The organism is Flavobacterium sp. ENC, from assembly GCF_020991415.1.
In the GTDB taxonomy this organism is placed as follows: Bacteria; Bacteroidota; Bacteroidia; order Flavobacteriales; family Flavobacteriaceae; genus Flavobacterium.
Window position 1 is genome coordinate 20,722 of record NZ_JAJMOY010000009.1, and the last position, 16,915, is coordinate 37,636.

The window sequence follows — 16,915 nt, forward strand, 5'->3', positions numbered from 1 at the left end:
TTAAAAATTGCATTATTCGCAATCAACATCCGCTATTTGAATATGAATTATAAATTAAAATTAACGAATCGCTGAAAATGCAAACGATTTCGTTAAAAATAATATTTGTTTGTGCAAAAAAAGTATCACTACAGAATACGCTTTAATCCAGAAAAATCTTCCCTATACTGACTTGGCGTACAATTTTTAGTAGCTTTAAAACTACGATTGAAGTTCGCAATATTATTAAAGCCGGATTTAAAAGCAACCTCTGAAACGCTCATATCCTTTTCTACAAGCCAGCGGGCCGCATATCCGATACGGATATCATTTATATAATTGACAAAAGTTTTGCCGGTGCGTTTTTTTATAAACCGATTAAAGGAAATAATTGACATGCTGGCGACATTGGCAACATCTTCCAGCGTAATTTTTTCTGCAAAATGTTTCTGCACATATTCGTAAACCAGCTTCATTTTATCATAGTCATCAAACGTATCATAATCTACTGTATAAGTAGAAAGCAATCGCTGATTCCTGGAGTTCGCCAGATCATATAATAAAGAAGTAATTTCCAAAAAGTAATCCATTCCGTCTAATTTTGAGAGTCTTACCAATCTTGGCGTCAATTCTTCAGCTACTTTTTTGGAAAAAAGAATGCCATGAATGGAACGATTGAACATATCACGAATCGGATTCATAATACGTCTGGAAAGAAAAGATTCAGGAAAAAGATCGTTGTGAAACTGAATTGTAATTTCATGTATTTTTTTACTCGTACATTTATTTAACTCCCAGCCGTGATATAAATTCGGACCGATTAAAACCAGTTCAACATTGTCAATTTCTTCTATGTTATCTCCTACAACACGCTTCACTCCTTTTCCGTTTAAGATAAAATTGATCTCAAATTCCGGATGATAATGTACCGGAAAATCGAAACTATCCTTCACCCTGTCAAAAACTAAAAAACTGTCTCCGGCCGAAAGCGGCGCAATTTCTCTGTAAAAATTCTTGGAACTACTCATCTTAAATTGGTTTTTAGAAGTGGTATTTGATTTTTTTATTTGCAATAATATGATATATAATTGATAAAATAATATTAATTATACGATATACATCCGTTTATCTTTGAAAAATAGAATTATCATTTTTACAAAAAGAGTATTAATAATAAACATTAATCATTTTTAATAGAATATCTTTTTAAAGTTTTAATAATTTTAGCCGGCAAAGCATAGTGAATTATCGATTAAAAAAACAAGTAGTCCGGGATTGGATATTAAATAAGGAATTGGAGCCTATTATACTGAAAACAAACTTATTCGTAATGAAAAAAAATATTTTAATGTTCATAACCTCAGTATTCATTGGAACTTCCTGTTCTTCGCAGCGTATTGGGACTAATACTAATTTGTCACTTTCAGATAAAAAAGCAACACCTGAGACTGTTTCCTTATATAAAAAACTGACTCAACTGACTCAAAAAGGTTTCCTCTTTGGCCATCAGGATGATCTGGCGTATGGGGTAAACTGGAAATACGAAGACGGACGCAGCGATGTAAAAGAGGTTACAGGTGATTATCCCGCCCTGTACGGATGGGACATTGCCGGTTTAGAAAAAGACGAAAGCAATAATATAGACGGGGTTCCTTTTGCCAAAATGAAACAATACATTCAGGAAGCCAATCAAAGAGGCGGAATCTCGACCATAAGCTGGCATTTTGACAATCCCGCTACCGGAAAAAGTGCCTGGGACAACACGCCAAATTCACTAAAGACGATTTTGCCCGGCGGGGAAAACCATCAAAAATTTACTTCATGGTTAGACAAAGCGGCAGCTTTCTTCCTGTCCTTAAAAGATCATAAAGAAAAAAACATTCCGATTCTTTTCAGACCGTATCATGAGCTTACCGGCGGATGGTTTTGGTGGGGAAAAGGCAATTGCACGCCGGAAGAATTTAAAGCCGCCTGGAAATTTACTTTCGAATACCTGCAGAAAAAAGGGGTCCATAATTTAATTTACAGCTACAACACCGGCAGTTTTGATTCTAAAGAAGACTTTTTGGCCCATTATCCGGGCGACAATTATGTCGATATGCTGAGTTTTGACGCTTACCAGAACAATGATGATAAAGAAGGGAAAAAGTTTATTGAAGGCGTTCAGAAACAACTTAAAATCTTAAATGAAATCGGCTTAGAGAAACACAAACCTATTGCATTGGCAGAAGCAGGATACGAGGCCATTCCTGATGCCAACTGGTGGACCGGAACTTTACTAAAAGCCATTGGAGACTATAAAATTTCTTATGTTTTACTCTGGAGAAACCACGGCTGGCAGGAGAAAGAACAGAAAATGCATTATTATGTTCCGTATTCCGGACAGCCAAGCGAGAAAGATTTTGTTGATTTTTACAAGCTCGAAAAAACATTATTCGAAAAAGACCTTAAAAAATTAAAAATTGAGAATTAAAAATCTGCCTGATCTGCGTGCAAAAAAAACAGCACACAGAAAGAAAACAACTAACTAAATATAAACCACAACAATTAAAAAATAACTGATGCACGACAAAATTAGTTTAAAAGAAAAAGTAGGTTACGGTCTTGGAGATGCTGCATCTTCAATGTTCTGGAAAATCTTCAGCATGTACCTTTTATTTTTCTACACCGATGTTTTCGGATTGGCACCAGCCGTTGTCGGAACCATGTTTCTGATTACCCGAATCTGGGATTCCTGTTTTGATCCTATCGTTGGAATCATTGCTGACCGCACGAAAAGCAAATGGGGAAAGTTCAGGCCTTATCTGTTATGGGTGGCCCTGCCTTTTGCTGTCATTGGAGTACTAACTTTTTACACCCCTGATTTTGACGAAAAAGGAAAAATCATCTATGCCTATGTTACCTACTCAGCCATGATGATGATTTATTCTTTAATCAATGTCCCGTATGCATCACTTTTGGGTGTCATGTCGTCTGACCGAAAAGAAAGAACAACACTTTCCTCCTACCGTATGGTTTTTGCCTTTGGCGGAAGTCTCCTGGCGCTGTGGCTGATTGAACCTTTGGTAAATTATTTCGGCGGAAGCCTGAACTCTAAATCGGGATGGCTCGCTACCATTTCAGTATTTGGCTTGATTACCACTGCTTTTTTCTGGGGTTGCTTTTTCTTCACGAAAGAAAGGGTAAAACCTATTGCCGACGAAAAAAACGATTTAAAGGAAGACTTAAAAGATTTACTAAAAAATAAACCCTGGTGGATTTTACTGGGAGCCGGAATTGGTGCCTTGGTATTCAATTCCATCCGTGACGGAGCAGCAGTATATTACTTTAAATATTATGTAAGCGGCAATATAAACTTTGACTTTTCACTGTTTGGAACTGATTTTCACATGACGCCAACCTCCATTTATTTGGTTTTAGGCCAGGCAGCCAATATCATCGGAGTTATCATTGCGACTCCCATTGCAAACCGAATAGGTAAAAAGAAAACTTTTTTTGGCGCCATGGCTTTGGCAGCGCTTCTGAGTCTGATTTTCTATTTCTTCGGAAAAGAAGATATTTTCCTGATCATGGGGTTCCAGGTGCTGATCAGTATTTGTGCAGGCTGTATTTTTCCTTTAATCTGGTCGATGTATGCTGACAGCGCCGATTATTCAGAATGGAAACAAGGACGCAGGGCGACCGGACTGGTTTTTTCCGCTTCCTCCATGTCACAAAAATTCGGATGGACGATTGGCGGTGCAGGAACCGGATGGCTTTTGGGCTATTACGGCTTTCAGGCCAACGTAGAGCAAACCACAGTGACTCAAAACGGAATACAATTAATGTTAAGTATACTCCCTGCAATCGCAGCAGTTATCTCAGTAGCTTTTATTTTGTTTTATCCTTTATCCGAAGAAAAATTACAAACCATAGAACAGGATTTAAACGAAAAAAGAGACCTCAACAATTAAAAAAATACAGATACAGAAATCGATTATTATGACAACAATAGCCACTTCAACTACATTTCAGGATAGAAAAGTAGCATTAGAAAAAGAACATACCACACTGATTGAGCAAAGAAATGCTCCTCAGGACACTATCGGAAACGGTATATACCAACGCTACAAAAATCCTGTAGTTACAGCAGCGCACGTTCCTTTAAACTGGCGTTTTGACCTCAACGAGGAAACCAATCCTTTCCTGCAGGAACGAATCGGAATTAACGCCGCCTTTAATGCAGGAGCCATCAAATGGAACGAAAAATACCTGCTTGCCGTTCGCGTAGAAGGAATCGACAGAAAGTCTTTTTTCGCAATAGCGGAAAGTCCAAACGGAGTGGATCATTTTAAATTTTGGGAAAAACCATGTGTGATTCCGCAAACCGAAGAACCGGACACCAACGTGTACGATATGCGTCTGATTCACCATGAAGACGGTTGGGTATACGGTATTTTCTGTACCGAAAGAAAAGATCCTAAAGCACCAAAGGGCGATACAAGTTCGGCGGTAGCCAATGCAGGTATCGTTCGTTCTAAAGATTTGGTAAATTGGGAAAGGTTACCGGATTTAATTTCGAATACAGGCCAGCAGCGCAATGTGGTTTTACATCCCGAATTTGTAAATGGAAAATACGCTTTATACACCCGTCCGCAAGATGGTTTTATTGATGTTGGAAATGGCGGCGGAATTGGTTTGGGCTACATCGACGATATGGCAAACCCGGTGGTAAAAGACGAAAAAATCATCTTCGGAAAAAAATACCATACGATCTACGAATTAAAAAATGGCGCCGGTCCTGCTCCTATCAAAACAGAAAAAGGATGGCTGCATTTGGCACACGGGGTTCGAAATACCGCTGCAGGTTTGCGTTACACGCTATACATGTTCATGACCGATTTGCATGATATTGCCAAAGTCACCCATGTTCCTGCCGGGCATTTTATGGGCCCTGAAGGGATCGAAAGAGTGGGCGATGTATCGAATGTATTATTTACCAACGGCTGGATCGAAGATACTGACGGAACTGTTTTTATTTATTACGCCTCCTCAGACACGAGAATGCATGTGGCTGTTTCATCGGTAGAAAAATTAACTGATTACGTCATGAATACGCCTGAAGATACTTTTATTTCGGCAGGTTCTGTCCATACAATCATCAGTCAGATTGATAAAAATAACGCCATATAATTGATCGTGTCAGTACAACTAAAGCAACTCAAAACCGAATTAGCAGCAGAGCTTGAAAACATTTTAAGCTATTGGTCCCAAAACGCAATCGATTCCCAAAATGATGGATTCGTCGGACAGATCGACCATTCCGAAAACAGAATTGAAAATGCTGAAAAAGGTGCCGTGTTAAATGCCAGAATCTTATGGTCCTTTTCTTCAGGTTATCAGGTTACGAAAAAGGAAGAACATAAAAAAATAGCACAAAGGGCTTTTGAGTACGTGTCGAATCATTTTTACGACACCGAATTTGGTGGTCTGTTCTGGAGCATCCATACTGATAAAACACCAAAAGATACTAAGAATCAAATTTATGCTTTAGCTTTTGCTATTTACGGACTATCGGAATATTATGTTATTTCCAAAGACGAAAAAGCGTTAGAAATCGCCATTAATTTATATAAAAAAATTCAGAAGCACAGTTACGATCGGGTAAACAAAGGATATCTGGAAGCTTTCACAAGAGACTGGCAGCCAATTGAAGATCTGCGCCTGAGCGACAAGGATGCTAACGAAAAGAAAACGATGAACACGCATCTGCACATCGTAGAAGCCTATGCCAATCTCTTTAAAGTCTGGAAAGACAAAACGCTTCAAAACGATATTATTGAACTTTTACAAACTATAGAAAAACATTTCATCAATACCGAAACCGGGCATTTACGTTTGTTTTTTGATGAAAACTGGATCGAAAAACCAGACGTCATCTCCTACGGTCACGATATCGAAGCAGCCTGGCTTTTATTACAGTGTGCCGAAATTTCAGAAGATCAGACGCTAATCACTAATTATAAAAAACATGCCGCTCAGATGGCAGAAGTGACCCAAGAAGGGCTGGACTCCGATGGCGGTTTATGGTACGAATTTGACGCTGAAAAGAACGAACTCGTTGCCGAAAAGCATTGGTGGGTTCAGGCTGAAGCCTTAATTGGCTTTTACAATGCTTACCAGATTACCGGTGATGAAAATTATTTAGACATCGTTTTCAAAAACTGGGATTTTATTAAAAACCACATTCTGGATGCTGAAAACGGAGAATGGTTTTGGGGAATTTACCGCGACTATTCTTTGATAGAAAAGGATAAGGCCGGTTTCTGGAAATGTCCCTATCACAATAGCCGCGCCTGTTTAGAACTTATTCACAGAATAAAAAACTAACCTAACCTAACCTAACTACCTAACCCATGAAAACCACTTTTCTTAAAACAGCATTTATAAGTTTATCGATGTTGACGGTCATCAGCTGTTCGTCTGATAACGAAAACACCAACGATGAAATCATCATTGATCCGCCAACGCAAAGTGATCCCTTAACGACCAAAAACGTTACCGGTTACATGGCTGATGCAAATGCGACCAAAGAAACTGTGGCTTTATTTTTTAATTTAAAGAAACTCGCCAAAACCAAAACCGCTATTGGTCAGCAGGATGCTTTTAACAGCTTCTATTTGGATGCCGGCGGAGATTCCGATATTAAAAAAAGTACCGGTTTCGATCCTGCAGTTTTAGGCTCCGATTTTATGTTTATCACGGACAAAAACAACAACAATCAGTCTGGCAACTGGTTTTTCCAACAGGAACAAAAAATAATAAACGATACCAAAGCGGCTTACGCGAAAGGCATGATCAATACTTTTTGCTGGCACCTGAGAGAACCCAACAAAGAAGAATCTTTTTATGTGTCCGACATGACAACGGAACAAAAAACTAACGCCTTCAAAAGTATTTTGCCGGGCGGAGCCAATCACGAATGGTACAAGAAGAAACTCGATAAAATAGCCAGCGTGGTTTCTAACCTGAAAGCAGCTAATGGCGAATTGATTCCGATCATCTTCAGGCCTTTTCATGAATTTGACGGAAGCTGGTTCTGGTGGGGCGCGAACTTTTGTACGCCGGAAGAATACAAAAAGGGCTATCAGTTTACGGTTGATTATCTAAAAAACACCAAAGGCGTCCACAATATCCTCTACGCCTTTTCTCCCGACAACTCGTATACCACGGAAAGCAATTATCTAAGCCGCTATCCGGGTGATAAATACGTAGACATTTTGGGAATGGATAATTATGGCGACTTCGATAATAAAGGACAATCGGGAGCGAACACGGCCAATTCTAAATTAAAAATAGTATCCGATTTAGCCAAAACCAAAGTAAAAATTGCTGCTTTGACCGAGACCGGCTATCGCGTTACGGAATCGATTGTTCCTGTAAAAGACTGGTTTTCTGTTTATTTGTATGATGCTCTGACATCCAATACTATTGAAGTGAGTTATGTGCTTTTTTGGAACAATAACAAAGATGGCTATTATGTCCCAAATGGTTCTGTTTCGAATACGGGAGATTTTAATACTTTTAGTAAAAAAACAAGAGCGGCATTGGTGAATTCTTTGCCTAAGATGTACGAGTTACCAAAATAAAAAATAAGTATACTCCGTGTCATTTCGACGAAGGAGAAATCACATGCGCTGAATCCGTAAAGTACGTCGCTCTCCCTATGTGATTTCTCCTTCGTCGAAATGACAAAAAATGAGTGGAATAGCTCCTAAAAAAATAAATTATGAAAAATGATTTCCTCAAAATAATGAGTTTCGCTTTAATTCTTTCGACACTAGCCTGCCAGGCGCAGGAAAGAATTACCGTTAAAGGAACTCAATTTTACAAAGGCAACCAACCGTACTCCTATATTGGAACCAATTATTGGTACGGCAGTCTCCTGGCTTCTAAAAAAATCGGAGACCGAAAAAGATTGCTGCGTGAACTGGATTTGTTAAAAAAAGAAGGAATTGATAACCTGCGGATTTTAGTGGGTGCTGATGGTGGAAAATATGATTTTACCGTTCGTCCTGCTTTACAATACGAACAGGGAAAATATGATGAAGATTTGCTTGACGGTCTGGATTTTCTGCTTCATGAAATGAAGAAACGCAGCATGTATGCGGTTTTGTATTTGACGAATAACTGGGAATGGTCGGGCGGAATGTCGCAGTATTTAGAATGGAATGGAAAAGGCCCGATTCCGGTTCCCAATATCGCCCCGAATACCTGGCCGCAATTTATGTCGTACACAGAACAATTTCACAGTTGTGCTCCTTGTATGGAAGGTTTGAACAATCATGTGAAGTTTATCATAGGAAGAACAAATAAATATTCGAAAAAGAAATACACCGAAGACAACACGATTATGGCGTGGCAGGTTGGAAATGAGCCACGTACCTTTACAGCGGAAAACGAAGCCAAATTTACAGTCTGGCTCAATACTATTGTCGATTTAATTGATAGTTTAGATCAAAATCATTTGATTTCTACCGGTTCTGAAGGTTTAAACAGTTCGAATGACAGCATGGAAATTTTTGAAAGAACACATCAAAATCCGCATATTGATTATCTGACCATGCACATCTGGCCCAAAAACTGGGGTTGGTTTAAAGCAGATAATGCAGAAAAAACGCTGCAAGCAACGCTTGAAAATGCCGGAATTTATATCGACAAACATGTAAAAGTGGCCAACAACCTGAAACGTCCGATTATTATTGAGGAATTTGGCCTGCCAAGAGAAAACGAAAGTCTGTTAAGCTCTTCTTCCGTTGCCAACAGAGATGTTTTTTACAATTATATTTTTGGTCGCGTGGCCGAAAGTGTGGCGAATAATGGCCCGCTTCAGGCTGCCAACTTCTGGGGATTTGGCGGTGAAGGAAAAGCAGTTACAGCCGATGGGAAATGGAATCCCGGAGATCCTCTGACAACAGATCCTCCGCAGGAACCACAAGGACTGAATTCCGTTTTTTCGACCGATAAATCGACTTTGGAAATTGTAAAAAAATACAATTCAGAACTTAAAAAAATTTAAATCATATAAGTAATATAAGATCATATAAGTCCAAGCTTTTTATTATAACTTATAGGGTAAAAAAAACAGCATGAAAAAACTATTTACTTTGTTTCTTGTCCTGATTGTAAATCTTTCTTTTTCACAGAAGGGGAAGGACTTTATATTGAAATCTCCGAATGGAAAAATTAAAATCCGAATTCTGGTGAACGATAAAATTAGCTGGACTATTTCTCATGAAAAAGATGTTATTCTGGCGCCTTCGGCAATGTCAATGACTTTAAGCGAAAATCAGGTTTTAGGAAAAAATGCGATAGTTTTAAATTCAAAAACAGCAACAGTTAATTCTTCATTTGATGCTCCGTTCTACAAAAAGAAATCGGTTAAAAACAATTACAATCAGCTGATTTTAAATTTTAAAAATGATTTCAGCATTAAATACCGTGCTTTCGATGATGGTGCTGCCTATCGTTTTGTTACCAAAAAGAAAAAAGACATTACGGTAAAATCGGAAGAAGTGGTTTTGAAATTCGACCAGGATTATCCTACTTTAATGCCATATGTCCGTGATTTAAGAAACCCGAAAGATCCTTATATTTCGTCTTTTGAAGCCCATTATGAAAACAAAAAAATAAGTGAGTTTGCAAAAGACACCCTGGCATTTTTACCTTTTTTAATTGACTATAAAAATCATAAAAAAGCAGTATTTCTGGAAGCCAATCTGGAAGATTATCCGGGATTATTTGTAACCCATAACCCGTCGAAATCCGGTTTTGAAAGTCGTTTTTCCAGGTATCCTTTACAGGAAAAGAATGGCGGATTCAACAACATCAACCGATTAATTACCGAAAGAGCTGATTATTTGGTTCAGACAAAAGGAACCCGAAATTTTCCGTGGAGAATTGTTGTCATTTCAGAAAACGACAGTGATTTGGCTAATAATGATATGGTTCAGAAATTATCGGAACCCACCAAAATAAAAGACCTCAGCTGGATAAAACCCGGAAAAGTAGCCTGGGACTGGTGGAACGACTGGAACATTTATAACATTGATTTTAAAGCCGGGATTAATACGGAAACATACAAATATTACATTGACTTTGCCTCCAAAAACAAAGTAGAATATGTGGTTCTGGATGAAGGATGGAGCCTCGAAGAAGACATTATGAAACACAACCCAAATGTGGATCTCGAAGCTTTGATTGGGTACGGAAAAGAACGAAATGTGGGAATTATTTTGTGGAGTTCCTGGATGGCACTGACTAAAAATACGGACGGAATTTTAAAGAATTATGCCGATTTGGGAATCAAAGGATTTAAGGTTGATTTCTTAGATCGTGACGATGCTAAAATGGTGCAATCAGTTTATGATATTGCCCAAAAAGCAGCCAGTCACCATTTGCTTCTGGATTTTCACGGCATGTATAAACCAACGGGACTTCAGCGTACTTTTCCCAATATCCTAAATTTTGAAGGGGTAAAAGGTTTAGAAAATAACAAATGGACACCCAATGACGATGTTCCAACGTACGACTGCACCATTCCGTTTATCAGAATGATGGCCGGCCCAATGGATTATACGCCGGGTGCGATGCGTAATGCCACAAAAAACGAATTCAAACCAAGTCATTCCAACCCAATGAGTCAGGGCACCAGATGCCATCAACTGGCCTTGTACACTATTTTTGAAGCACCTTTACAAATGATGGCCGATAGCCCGACGGCTTATATGAAGGAACAGGAAAGCACCGATTTTATAGCCAAAACCCCAACCACTTTTGACGAAACCGTAGCTTTAGACGGAGAAGTTGGAAAATTCGTAGCAATCACGAGAAGAAAAAACAAAACCTGGTATTTAGGGGCTATTACCAACTGGGATTCCAGAGAGCTGACAGTTGATTTTTCTTTCCTTGAAAAAGGTAAAAAATTCGAAGCTGAAATTTTCTCCGACGGATTGAATGCCGATAAAGCAGCGACAGATTACAAAAGAGAAATCATTACAGTTGACTCCAACACAAAACTAAAATATCATTTAGCACCGGGCGGTGGATTGGCTGCAATTATTCAGTTGAAAAATTAAGCACAAAAACATCCAGAGGCGTAAAAAGCGCGATTCTCTGGATGTTTGTGATTAAAAATTACACTTTTAAATTGTAACAACTAATCTTTTTCCGTCAGCAAGAGGCATATCCCAGGCTTTTTCGATGTCATTTATAGCGATAGAAATGGTTTCAATCACTAACTTTTTCGATACCGCCAGTTCAAACATTTCGGGTAAAATCTCTGTTATCAGTTGTTTCATTTCCATTTTCGTCCAGCTTCCGAAACCTGAACCTGACAATTGAAGATCGACACTTCTTAAAATTTCTGACGATAACTGAATCGTATCTCCGCCTAAAGAACCCACAGAAACAAATCTCGTTCTAGGCGTAAAGGAGCCATCCCCTTTCAAAGATTTTAGAATTAATTCCGCTGAACGTCCCCACAAATAATCGATTATAATATCAATTGGTGCCGTACTGTGAATCTTTTTTATGTGTTTTATAAAGTCTTCATCAGGCTGCATCAATAGTACATATTCATCTGCACCTAAATCCAATAAGGCTTTTAAGGTTTCTTCCTTTCTTCCGGTCACAATTATTTTTTCTGCTCCGTAATGCCTCGCCAGCTGAATCGCTATTTTCCCGGTAACTCCAGTGGCGCCGTTGATTAAAACCGTTTCTCCTTTCTGAATATCGGCTCTAAATCGCAACGCCATGGCAGAACCCGCGACCGCATTGGGTAATGCTGCTGCTGTACAATCGTCAAGATCTTCGGGAACTTTTACCATTTTATTTTTATCCACAATGGCTTTTTCCGCAATCATTCCGGTCACGCCTAAGGCATAAACTCTCGTTCCGTCTTCCAGAAAACCCACACCATCGCCTCCAGCCACTTTTGCTGTTGCTTTGTCGTCTGCCGAGTAATGTTTTCCGCTTGCTATGTTTTTGTCTAAATTCTTAACTGCCGAGGCTTTAACGTTCATTAATAACTGATTTTCATTCTCGATAATGGGATCTGGGAAATCAGTATACTGTGGTAATTCTCCTTTTTTATAAACTACTGCTGCTTTCATATTTTAAATTTTTAAGTGTTATTTAAGTTTTATGAAGCAAAATTAGTCTGCAGTAAATCGTTGGACGATAACATTTGTTATCAAATGCAGATTGGTTTTATTTAAGCAGTTTATTTTTTATCCTGCTCAAGTGAACAGAAGTTATTCCAAGATAAGAAGCGATATAATGTTGGGGAATACGCTGAATTAACTGTGGTTTTTCTTTTAAGATATTCAGGTAGCGCTGTTCCGGTGAATCTTTTATAAAAGAGACAAAATGTTTCATATAATCGAAAGTACGCTCAAAAAGAATGTCTATAAATTTTTCCCGTATTTCCGGAATTTCAATTAATTCGTTGAGGATGCGGTCCATCTCTTTTTTGTCGACATACCATAAAATGCTGGGTTCAATCGTTTCGATCGTCACGGGGCTTGGGATTTTCTTTCGGAAACTTTCAATAGAAGCGACCATTCCGCCTTCTAAAAAAAATTGCATGGTAAGGTCTTTTCCATCTTTGTTAAACCAGCATCTCACACAGCCTTTTTCAATAAAGAAAATCCGTTCTGAAATTTCGCCTTCGTTTAAAAGAACAGTTTTGGCAGGAAGCTCCAATTTGTTGAAACAATTGAGGTAACGCTCCCATTTATGGTCTTCTATGGGGAATTTATTTTTAAGATGATCAAACATGGGAGCATTGGTAAATTATTGCAGAATGCTTTCTATTGCATTTATTTCATCTGATGAAAAATCAGGTTTTTGCAGGCAGTCAATATTGTTGTTCAATTGTCGGACAGAGCTTGCCCCTATTAAAACAGAAGTAATTCGTTTGTCTTTCTGCAGCCAGGCCAAAGCCATTTGCGCCAAAGACTGGTTTCTGTTCTGCGCAATTTCGTTTAACTGCACTAACTTCTGAATACGTTCAGGTGTCACCTCAGCTTCTTTTAGATGTCCGTTTGGATTATGTGCCCTTGAATTTTCCGGAATCCCGTTTAAATATTTATCGGTTAAAAGACCTTGTGCCAAAGGTGAAAATGCAATACAGCCCACTCCTTTTTCTTCCAAAACATCCAGCAGACCATTTTCTACCCAGCGTTCCAGCATGGAATATTTAGCCTGGTGAATTAAACATGGCGTTCCCAGTTGTTTCAAAACATCAACGGCCACTCTGGTTTCTTCTGCCGAATAATTACTGATCCCAACATACAGTGCTTTTCCACATCTTACGGTGTGATCCAAAGCCATCATCGTTTCTTCAATTGGCGTTTCGGGATCGGGACGATGGGAATAGAAAATATCTACATAATCTACATTCATGCGTTTTAAACTCTGGTCCAGGCTTGACAATAAATATTTACGGGAACCCCAGTCTCCATAAGGCCCGTCCCACATCGTGTAGCCTGCTTTAGTTGAAATTACGATTTCATCTCGCAGGTTTCCCTGAAAATTATGCCATAATATTTTACCGAAATTTTCCTCGGCCGAACCCGGAACCGGTCCGTAGTTATTCGCTAAATCAAAATGTGTTATTCCTTTATCAAAAGCTTCTTTAGCGATACTTTCGGCATTTTCAAAATTATCTACTGACCCGAAGTTATGCCATAATCCTAAAGATATTTCAGGTAATAGTAACCCGCTTTTTCCACATCTGTTGTATTTCATTTTTTTGGTTTAATGGTTTGCAGTTTTTAGGTTTTAAAAATACAAAAAACTCTCGCAGATTTTGCAGATCATGGAGATTAAAAAAATCAACACCCCATCAGGGTTTAAACCAACTTCAAAACTCTTGCAGATTTTGCAGATCACAGAGATCAAAAAAAATCTGCAAAATCTGCAAAATCTGCGAGAAAAATATTTTCTTTTTTTTAGTTAAACAAACCCGACAGGTTTTAAAAACCTGTTGGGTTTACGTTCTCGGTTCAATCAGATATTTTTTTCATTATTGTAAAAAACGAACTCCAAAACTCTCGCAGATTTGCAGATCATAGAGATTAAAAAAATCAACAAACCCGACAGGTCCAAACCAAACTCCAAAACTCCCGTAGATTTTGCAGATCACGGAGATCAAAAAAAATCTGCCGAATCTGCAAAATCTGCGTGAAAAATATTTTCTCCTTTTAATCTAAAAACAGTAAACCCGACAGGTTTTTAAAACCTTTCGGGTTTACGTTCCCGTATCAACCAGATAATTTCGTTCATTATTGTAAAAACCAAACTCCAAAACTCTCACAGATTTTGCAGATTATAGAGATTAAAAAATCTGCCGAATCTGCAAAATCTGCGAGAATAATATTTTCTTTTTTAACGTAAAATAGTTTTTTACTTCAACTCAAAACCACTTTCCAAACCTGCATCCGAACTTCCTCCCACCATGATTTTGAAAGTTCCCGGTTCAATCAGATAATTTCCTTCATTATCATAAAAACCCAGTTCGTTATCTGTTAACGTAAAGGATATTGTTTTGGTTTCCCCTTTTTTCAAGTCCACTAATTCGAATCCTTTTAATTCTTTTACTGGTCGGATGATGCTGGCAAATTCATCATGAATATACAATTGCACCACTTCTTTTCCGTCGTAATTTCCGGAGTTGGTCAACTCCACCGAAACCTCAACAGTTTCTCCTTTTGCAAAAGAGGTTTTGTTTACTTTCAGGTTTTTATAATCGAATTTGGTATAACTCAAACCAAAACCAAACGGAAACTGAGGTGTTTTTTCTACATCGGAATAATGCGACCAAAATACATTTTTATCACTGTCTGTTGGTCTTCCGGTGCTGTATTTATTGTAGTAAATCGGAACTTGTCCAACATTTCTCGGGAAAGACATCGGCAGTTTCCCACTCGGATTGTAATCGCCGTATAAAACCTGTGCCACGGCATTTCCGGTTTGGGTTCCTAAATGCCAGGCTTCCACAATGGCCGGAATATGCTCCGCTGCCCACGGAATGGTCAACGGGCGTCCGTTATTTAAAACCAAAACGATATTCGGGTTTACTTTATAAATTTCTTCCAGTAATTCCTGTTGAACGCCGGGAAGATCAAGATCGGTTCTGCTGCGGCCTTCCCCACTCTGAAAACCGTGTTCTCCTAAAACCATTACCACAACGTCTGCTTCTTTTGCCGCTTTTTTAGCGGCTTCAAAACCACTTCTGTCGGTGGTATTCAAAATAACTTCCTTTAAGAAAGACGTTTTTCCAACCACCAGATCAGCTCCTTTTTCAAAAGTCAGTTTATTGTCTTTGTACTGCTGCATTCCCTCCAAAACCGAAACGGCCGTATTGTCATCAGAAGCAATTCTCCAGCTTCCCAAGGGGCTGTTTTTATCATTTGCCAAGGCTCCGATCAGGGCAATTTTTTGTCCGGATTTCTTTAGCGGAAGCAGGTTTTTATCATTCTTTAAAAGTACAATCGACTTTTTCGCCATATCCAGAACACCTTCATTATTGGCCTTATTTCCGACAACTGCTTTTTCACGTTTTTCGTCACAATACAGGTACGGATCATCAAACAGTCCCAATTCAAATTTCACACGCAAAATTCTGCGAACGGCATCATCCAGCAATGCTTCTTTTACTTTTCCTTCTTTTACCAAATCAGCCAGCTTTGTCACATATAAGTAGGATTCCATATCCATATCAGAACCGGCTACCACTGCTTTTAGAGTTGCATCGGCTTCATCTTTAGCATAACCGTGTGCGATCATTTCACGAATGGAAGCATAATCTGAAATTACAAAACCGTCAAACTTCCATTTTCTTTTCAGGATATCTCTCTGCAGGAAAACATTTCCTGTTGCCGGAACGCCGTTTAAGGTATTGAATGAATTCATAAACGTTCGTACTCCCGCGTCTACGGTCGCTTTAAACGGAGGTAAAACCGAATTGTACAATTTAGAATTACTGATGTCTACGATATTATATTCTAATCCGGCTTCAACATAACCGTATGCCGCGAAGTGTTTGGCACAGGCCGCAATCGTATTTACTTTCGCCAAATCGGCAATTGTTTCTCCCTGAAAACCTTTTACTCTTGCATATCCAATTTTACTGCCCAGATACGGGTCTTCTCCTGCTCCTTCCATGACACGTCCCCAGCGCGCATCGTTCGAAACATCTACGTTGGGGCCAAAAGTCCAGTTAATTCCGGATGCCGAAGCTTCATCTGCTGCAATCGCTGCCGATTTTTTAATCGCTTCCAGATCCCAGCTTGCTGCTTCTGCCAACGGAATCGGGCTTAATGTTTTATATCCGTGAATGACATCAAATCCAATAATCAACGGAATTCCCAAACGGGTTTCTTCTACAGCAATTTTCTGTACGGCACGAACTTCTCTTACACCGCGAACGGTAAGCATCGAACCGACCAGTCCTTTTCGTAAATGCTCGTATTTCAGCTCGGCTGTTCCGCCTTTAGGAGCGGGTCCCGTAACATCCCAAAAACCATTATACTGATTCATCTGTCCTACTTTCTCCTCGAGCGTCATTAAGGGCAAAAGCAGGTCGATACGTTGTTCAATTGTTTTGTTTTTATCCAGATATGGTTTTTTCTGTGCATTCATATTTCCAATGGTCAGCAGGGCAAAAAGCCCAATGGTTATTATTTTTTTTGTATTCATGATAGTATAATGATCAGATAGTTTCATAATTTGGGCGTGTCCCTCCGGGTCGGGCTATTCGCTGCAAGTCCTCGCACTTCCTTCGTCAGGCTGTGGGCTTTCCACTACTATCCCTCACGCGAATGGGTAATGAGATCATTTTGTTTTTTTTAAGAGCTATTCCAATTTCCTCAATCTTGTCCTCCTGAGGAAC

At 39.0% G+C, this 16,915-nt stretch carries 12 protein-coding genes; 7 read left to right on the forward strand and 5 right to left on the reverse strand.

From position 1 onward, the window contains the following. Positions 1–128 precede the first annotated feature (128 nt). On the reverse strand, positions 129–1,007 hold the full coding sequence (locus LPB89_RS18690; RefSeq protein WP_230703188.1) for an AraC family transcriptional regulator: 879 nt from the start codon (positions 1,005–1,007) through the stop codon (positions 129–131). Positions 1,008–1,309: 302 nt separating this feature from the next. Here LPB89_RS18690 and LPB89_RS18695 point away from each other — a divergent pair, with 302 nt between their 5' ends. The 7 genes from LPB89_RS18695 to LPB89_RS18725 all read left to right on the forward strand — a co-directional run bounded on the left by LPB89_RS18695 (position 1,310) and on the right by LPB89_RS18725 (position 11,096). Then, positions 1,310–2,452, forward strand: coding sequence for a glycoside hydrolase family 26 protein (locus LPB89_RS18695; RefSeq protein WP_230703189.1), 1,143 nt, complete (start codon positions 1,310–1,312; stop codon positions 2,450–2,452). Between the two features lie 88 nt (positions 2,453–2,540). Further along, positions 2,541–3,932, forward strand: coding sequence for an MFS transporter (locus LPB89_RS18700; protein WP_230703190.1), 1,392 nt, complete (start codon positions 2,541–2,543; stop codon positions 3,930–3,932). Positions 3,933–3,960: 28 nt separating this feature from the next. Continuing rightward, positions 3,961–5,151, forward strand: coding sequence for a glycosidase (locus LPB89_RS18705; RefSeq protein WP_230703191.1), 1,191 nt, complete (start codon positions 3,961–3,963; stop codon positions 5,149–5,151). A 6-nt stretch (positions 5,152–5,157) separates the two neighbouring features. After that, complete coding sequence (locus tag LPB89_RS18710) at positions 5,158–6,348, forward strand: AGE family epimerase/isomerase (protein ID WP_230703192.1); 1,191 nt, start codon at positions 5,158–5,160, stop codon at positions 6,346–6,348. A 26-nt stretch (positions 6,349–6,374) separates the two neighbouring features. Beyond that, positions 6,375–7,607, forward strand: a complete 1,233-nt coding sequence (locus LPB89_RS18715; RefSeq protein ID WP_230703193.1) for a glycoside hydrolase family 26 protein — start codon at positions 6,375–6,377, stop codon at positions 7,605–7,607. 140 nt (positions 7,608–7,747) lie between these two features. Further along, a complete protein-coding gene (locus tag LPB89_RS18720) occupies positions 7,748–9,037 on the forward strand; it encodes a cellulase family glycosylhydrolase (protein WP_230703194.1) in 1,290 nt (429 codons plus the stop codon). Between the two features lie 70 nt (positions 9,038–9,107). Further along, positions 9,108–11,096 carry a glycoside hydrolase family 97 protein gene (locus LPB89_RS18725; protein WP_230703195.1) on the forward strand — a complete coding sequence of 663 codons (1,989 nt, stop codon included), beginning with the start codon at positions 9,108–9,110 and terminating at the stop codon, positions 11,094–11,096. A gap of 66 nt (positions 11,097–11,162) precedes the next feature. On the opposite strand, the gene LPB89_RS18730 is transcribed toward LPB89_RS18725, so the two are convergent. The 4 genes from LPB89_RS18730 to bglX form a co-directional block, all read right to left on the reverse strand. Further along, on the reverse strand, positions 11,163–12,131 hold the full coding sequence (locus LPB89_RS18730; protein WP_230703196.1) for a zinc-binding alcohol dehydrogenase family protein: 969 nt from the start codon (positions 12,129–12,131) through the stop codon (positions 11,163–11,165). Positions 12,132–12,228: 97 nt separating this feature from the next. Next, complete coding sequence (locus tag LPB89_RS18735) at positions 12,229–12,798, reverse strand: Crp/Fnr family transcriptional regulator (RefSeq protein WP_230703197.1); 570 nt, start codon at positions 12,796–12,798, stop codon at positions 12,229–12,231. Between the two features lie 15 nt (positions 12,799–12,813). Next, complete coding sequence (locus LPB89_RS18740; protein ID WP_230703198.1) at positions 12,814–13,770, reverse strand: aldo/keto reductase; 957 nt, start codon at positions 13,768–13,770, stop codon at positions 12,814–12,816. Positions 13,771–14,427: 657 nt separating this feature from the next. Further along, complete coding sequence (bglX, locus tag LPB89_RS18745) at positions 14,428–16,722, reverse strand: beta-glucosidase BglX (protein WP_230703290.1); 2,295 nt, start codon at positions 16,720–16,722, stop codon at positions 14,428–14,430. Between the last annotated feature and the right edge of the window lie 193 nt (positions 16,723–16,915).

Coding starts and splice junctions, on each gene's coding strand:
- LPB89_RS18740 (WP_230703198.1), bottom strand. CDS start 13,770: ATGAAATACAACAGATGTGGAAAAAGCGGGTTACTATTACCTGAAATA.
- LPB89_RS18695 (WP_230703189.1), top strand. CDS start 1,310: ATGAAAAAAAATATTTTAATGTTCATAACCTCAGTATTCATTGGAACT.
- LPB89_RS18690 (WP_230703188.1), bottom strand. CDS start 1,007: ATGAGTAGTTCCAAGAATTTTTACAGAGAAATTGCGCCGCTTTCGGCC.
- LPB89_RS18715 (WP_230703193.1), top strand. CDS start 6,375: ATGAAAACCACTTTTCTTAAAACAGCATTTATAAGTTTATCGATGTTG.
- LPB89_RS18720 (WP_230703194.1), top strand. CDS start 7,748: ATGAAAAATGATTTCCTCAAAATAATGAGTTTCGCTTTAATTCTTTCG.
- LPB89_RS18700 (WP_230703190.1), top strand. CDS start 2,541: ATGCACGACAAAATTAGTTTAAAAGAAAAAGTAGGTTACGGTCTTGGA.
- LPB89_RS18730 (WP_230703196.1), bottom strand. CDS start 12,131: ATGAAAGCAGCAGTAGTTTATAAAAAAGGAGAATTACCACAGTATACT.
- LPB89_RS18735 (WP_230703197.1), bottom strand. CDS start 12,798: ATGTTTGATCATCTTAAAAATAAATTCCCCATAGAAGACCATAAATGG.
- LPB89_RS18705 (WP_230703191.1), top strand. CDS start 3,961: ATGACAACAATAGCCACTTCAACTACATTTCAGGATAGAAAAGTAGCA.
- LPB89_RS18725 (WP_230703195.1), top strand. CDS start 9,108: ATGAAAAAACTATTTACTTTGTTTCTTGTCCTGATTGTAAATCTTTCT.
- bglX (WP_230703290.1), bottom strand. CDS start 16,722: ATGAATACAAAAAAAATAATAACCATTGGGCTTTTTGCCCTGCTGACC.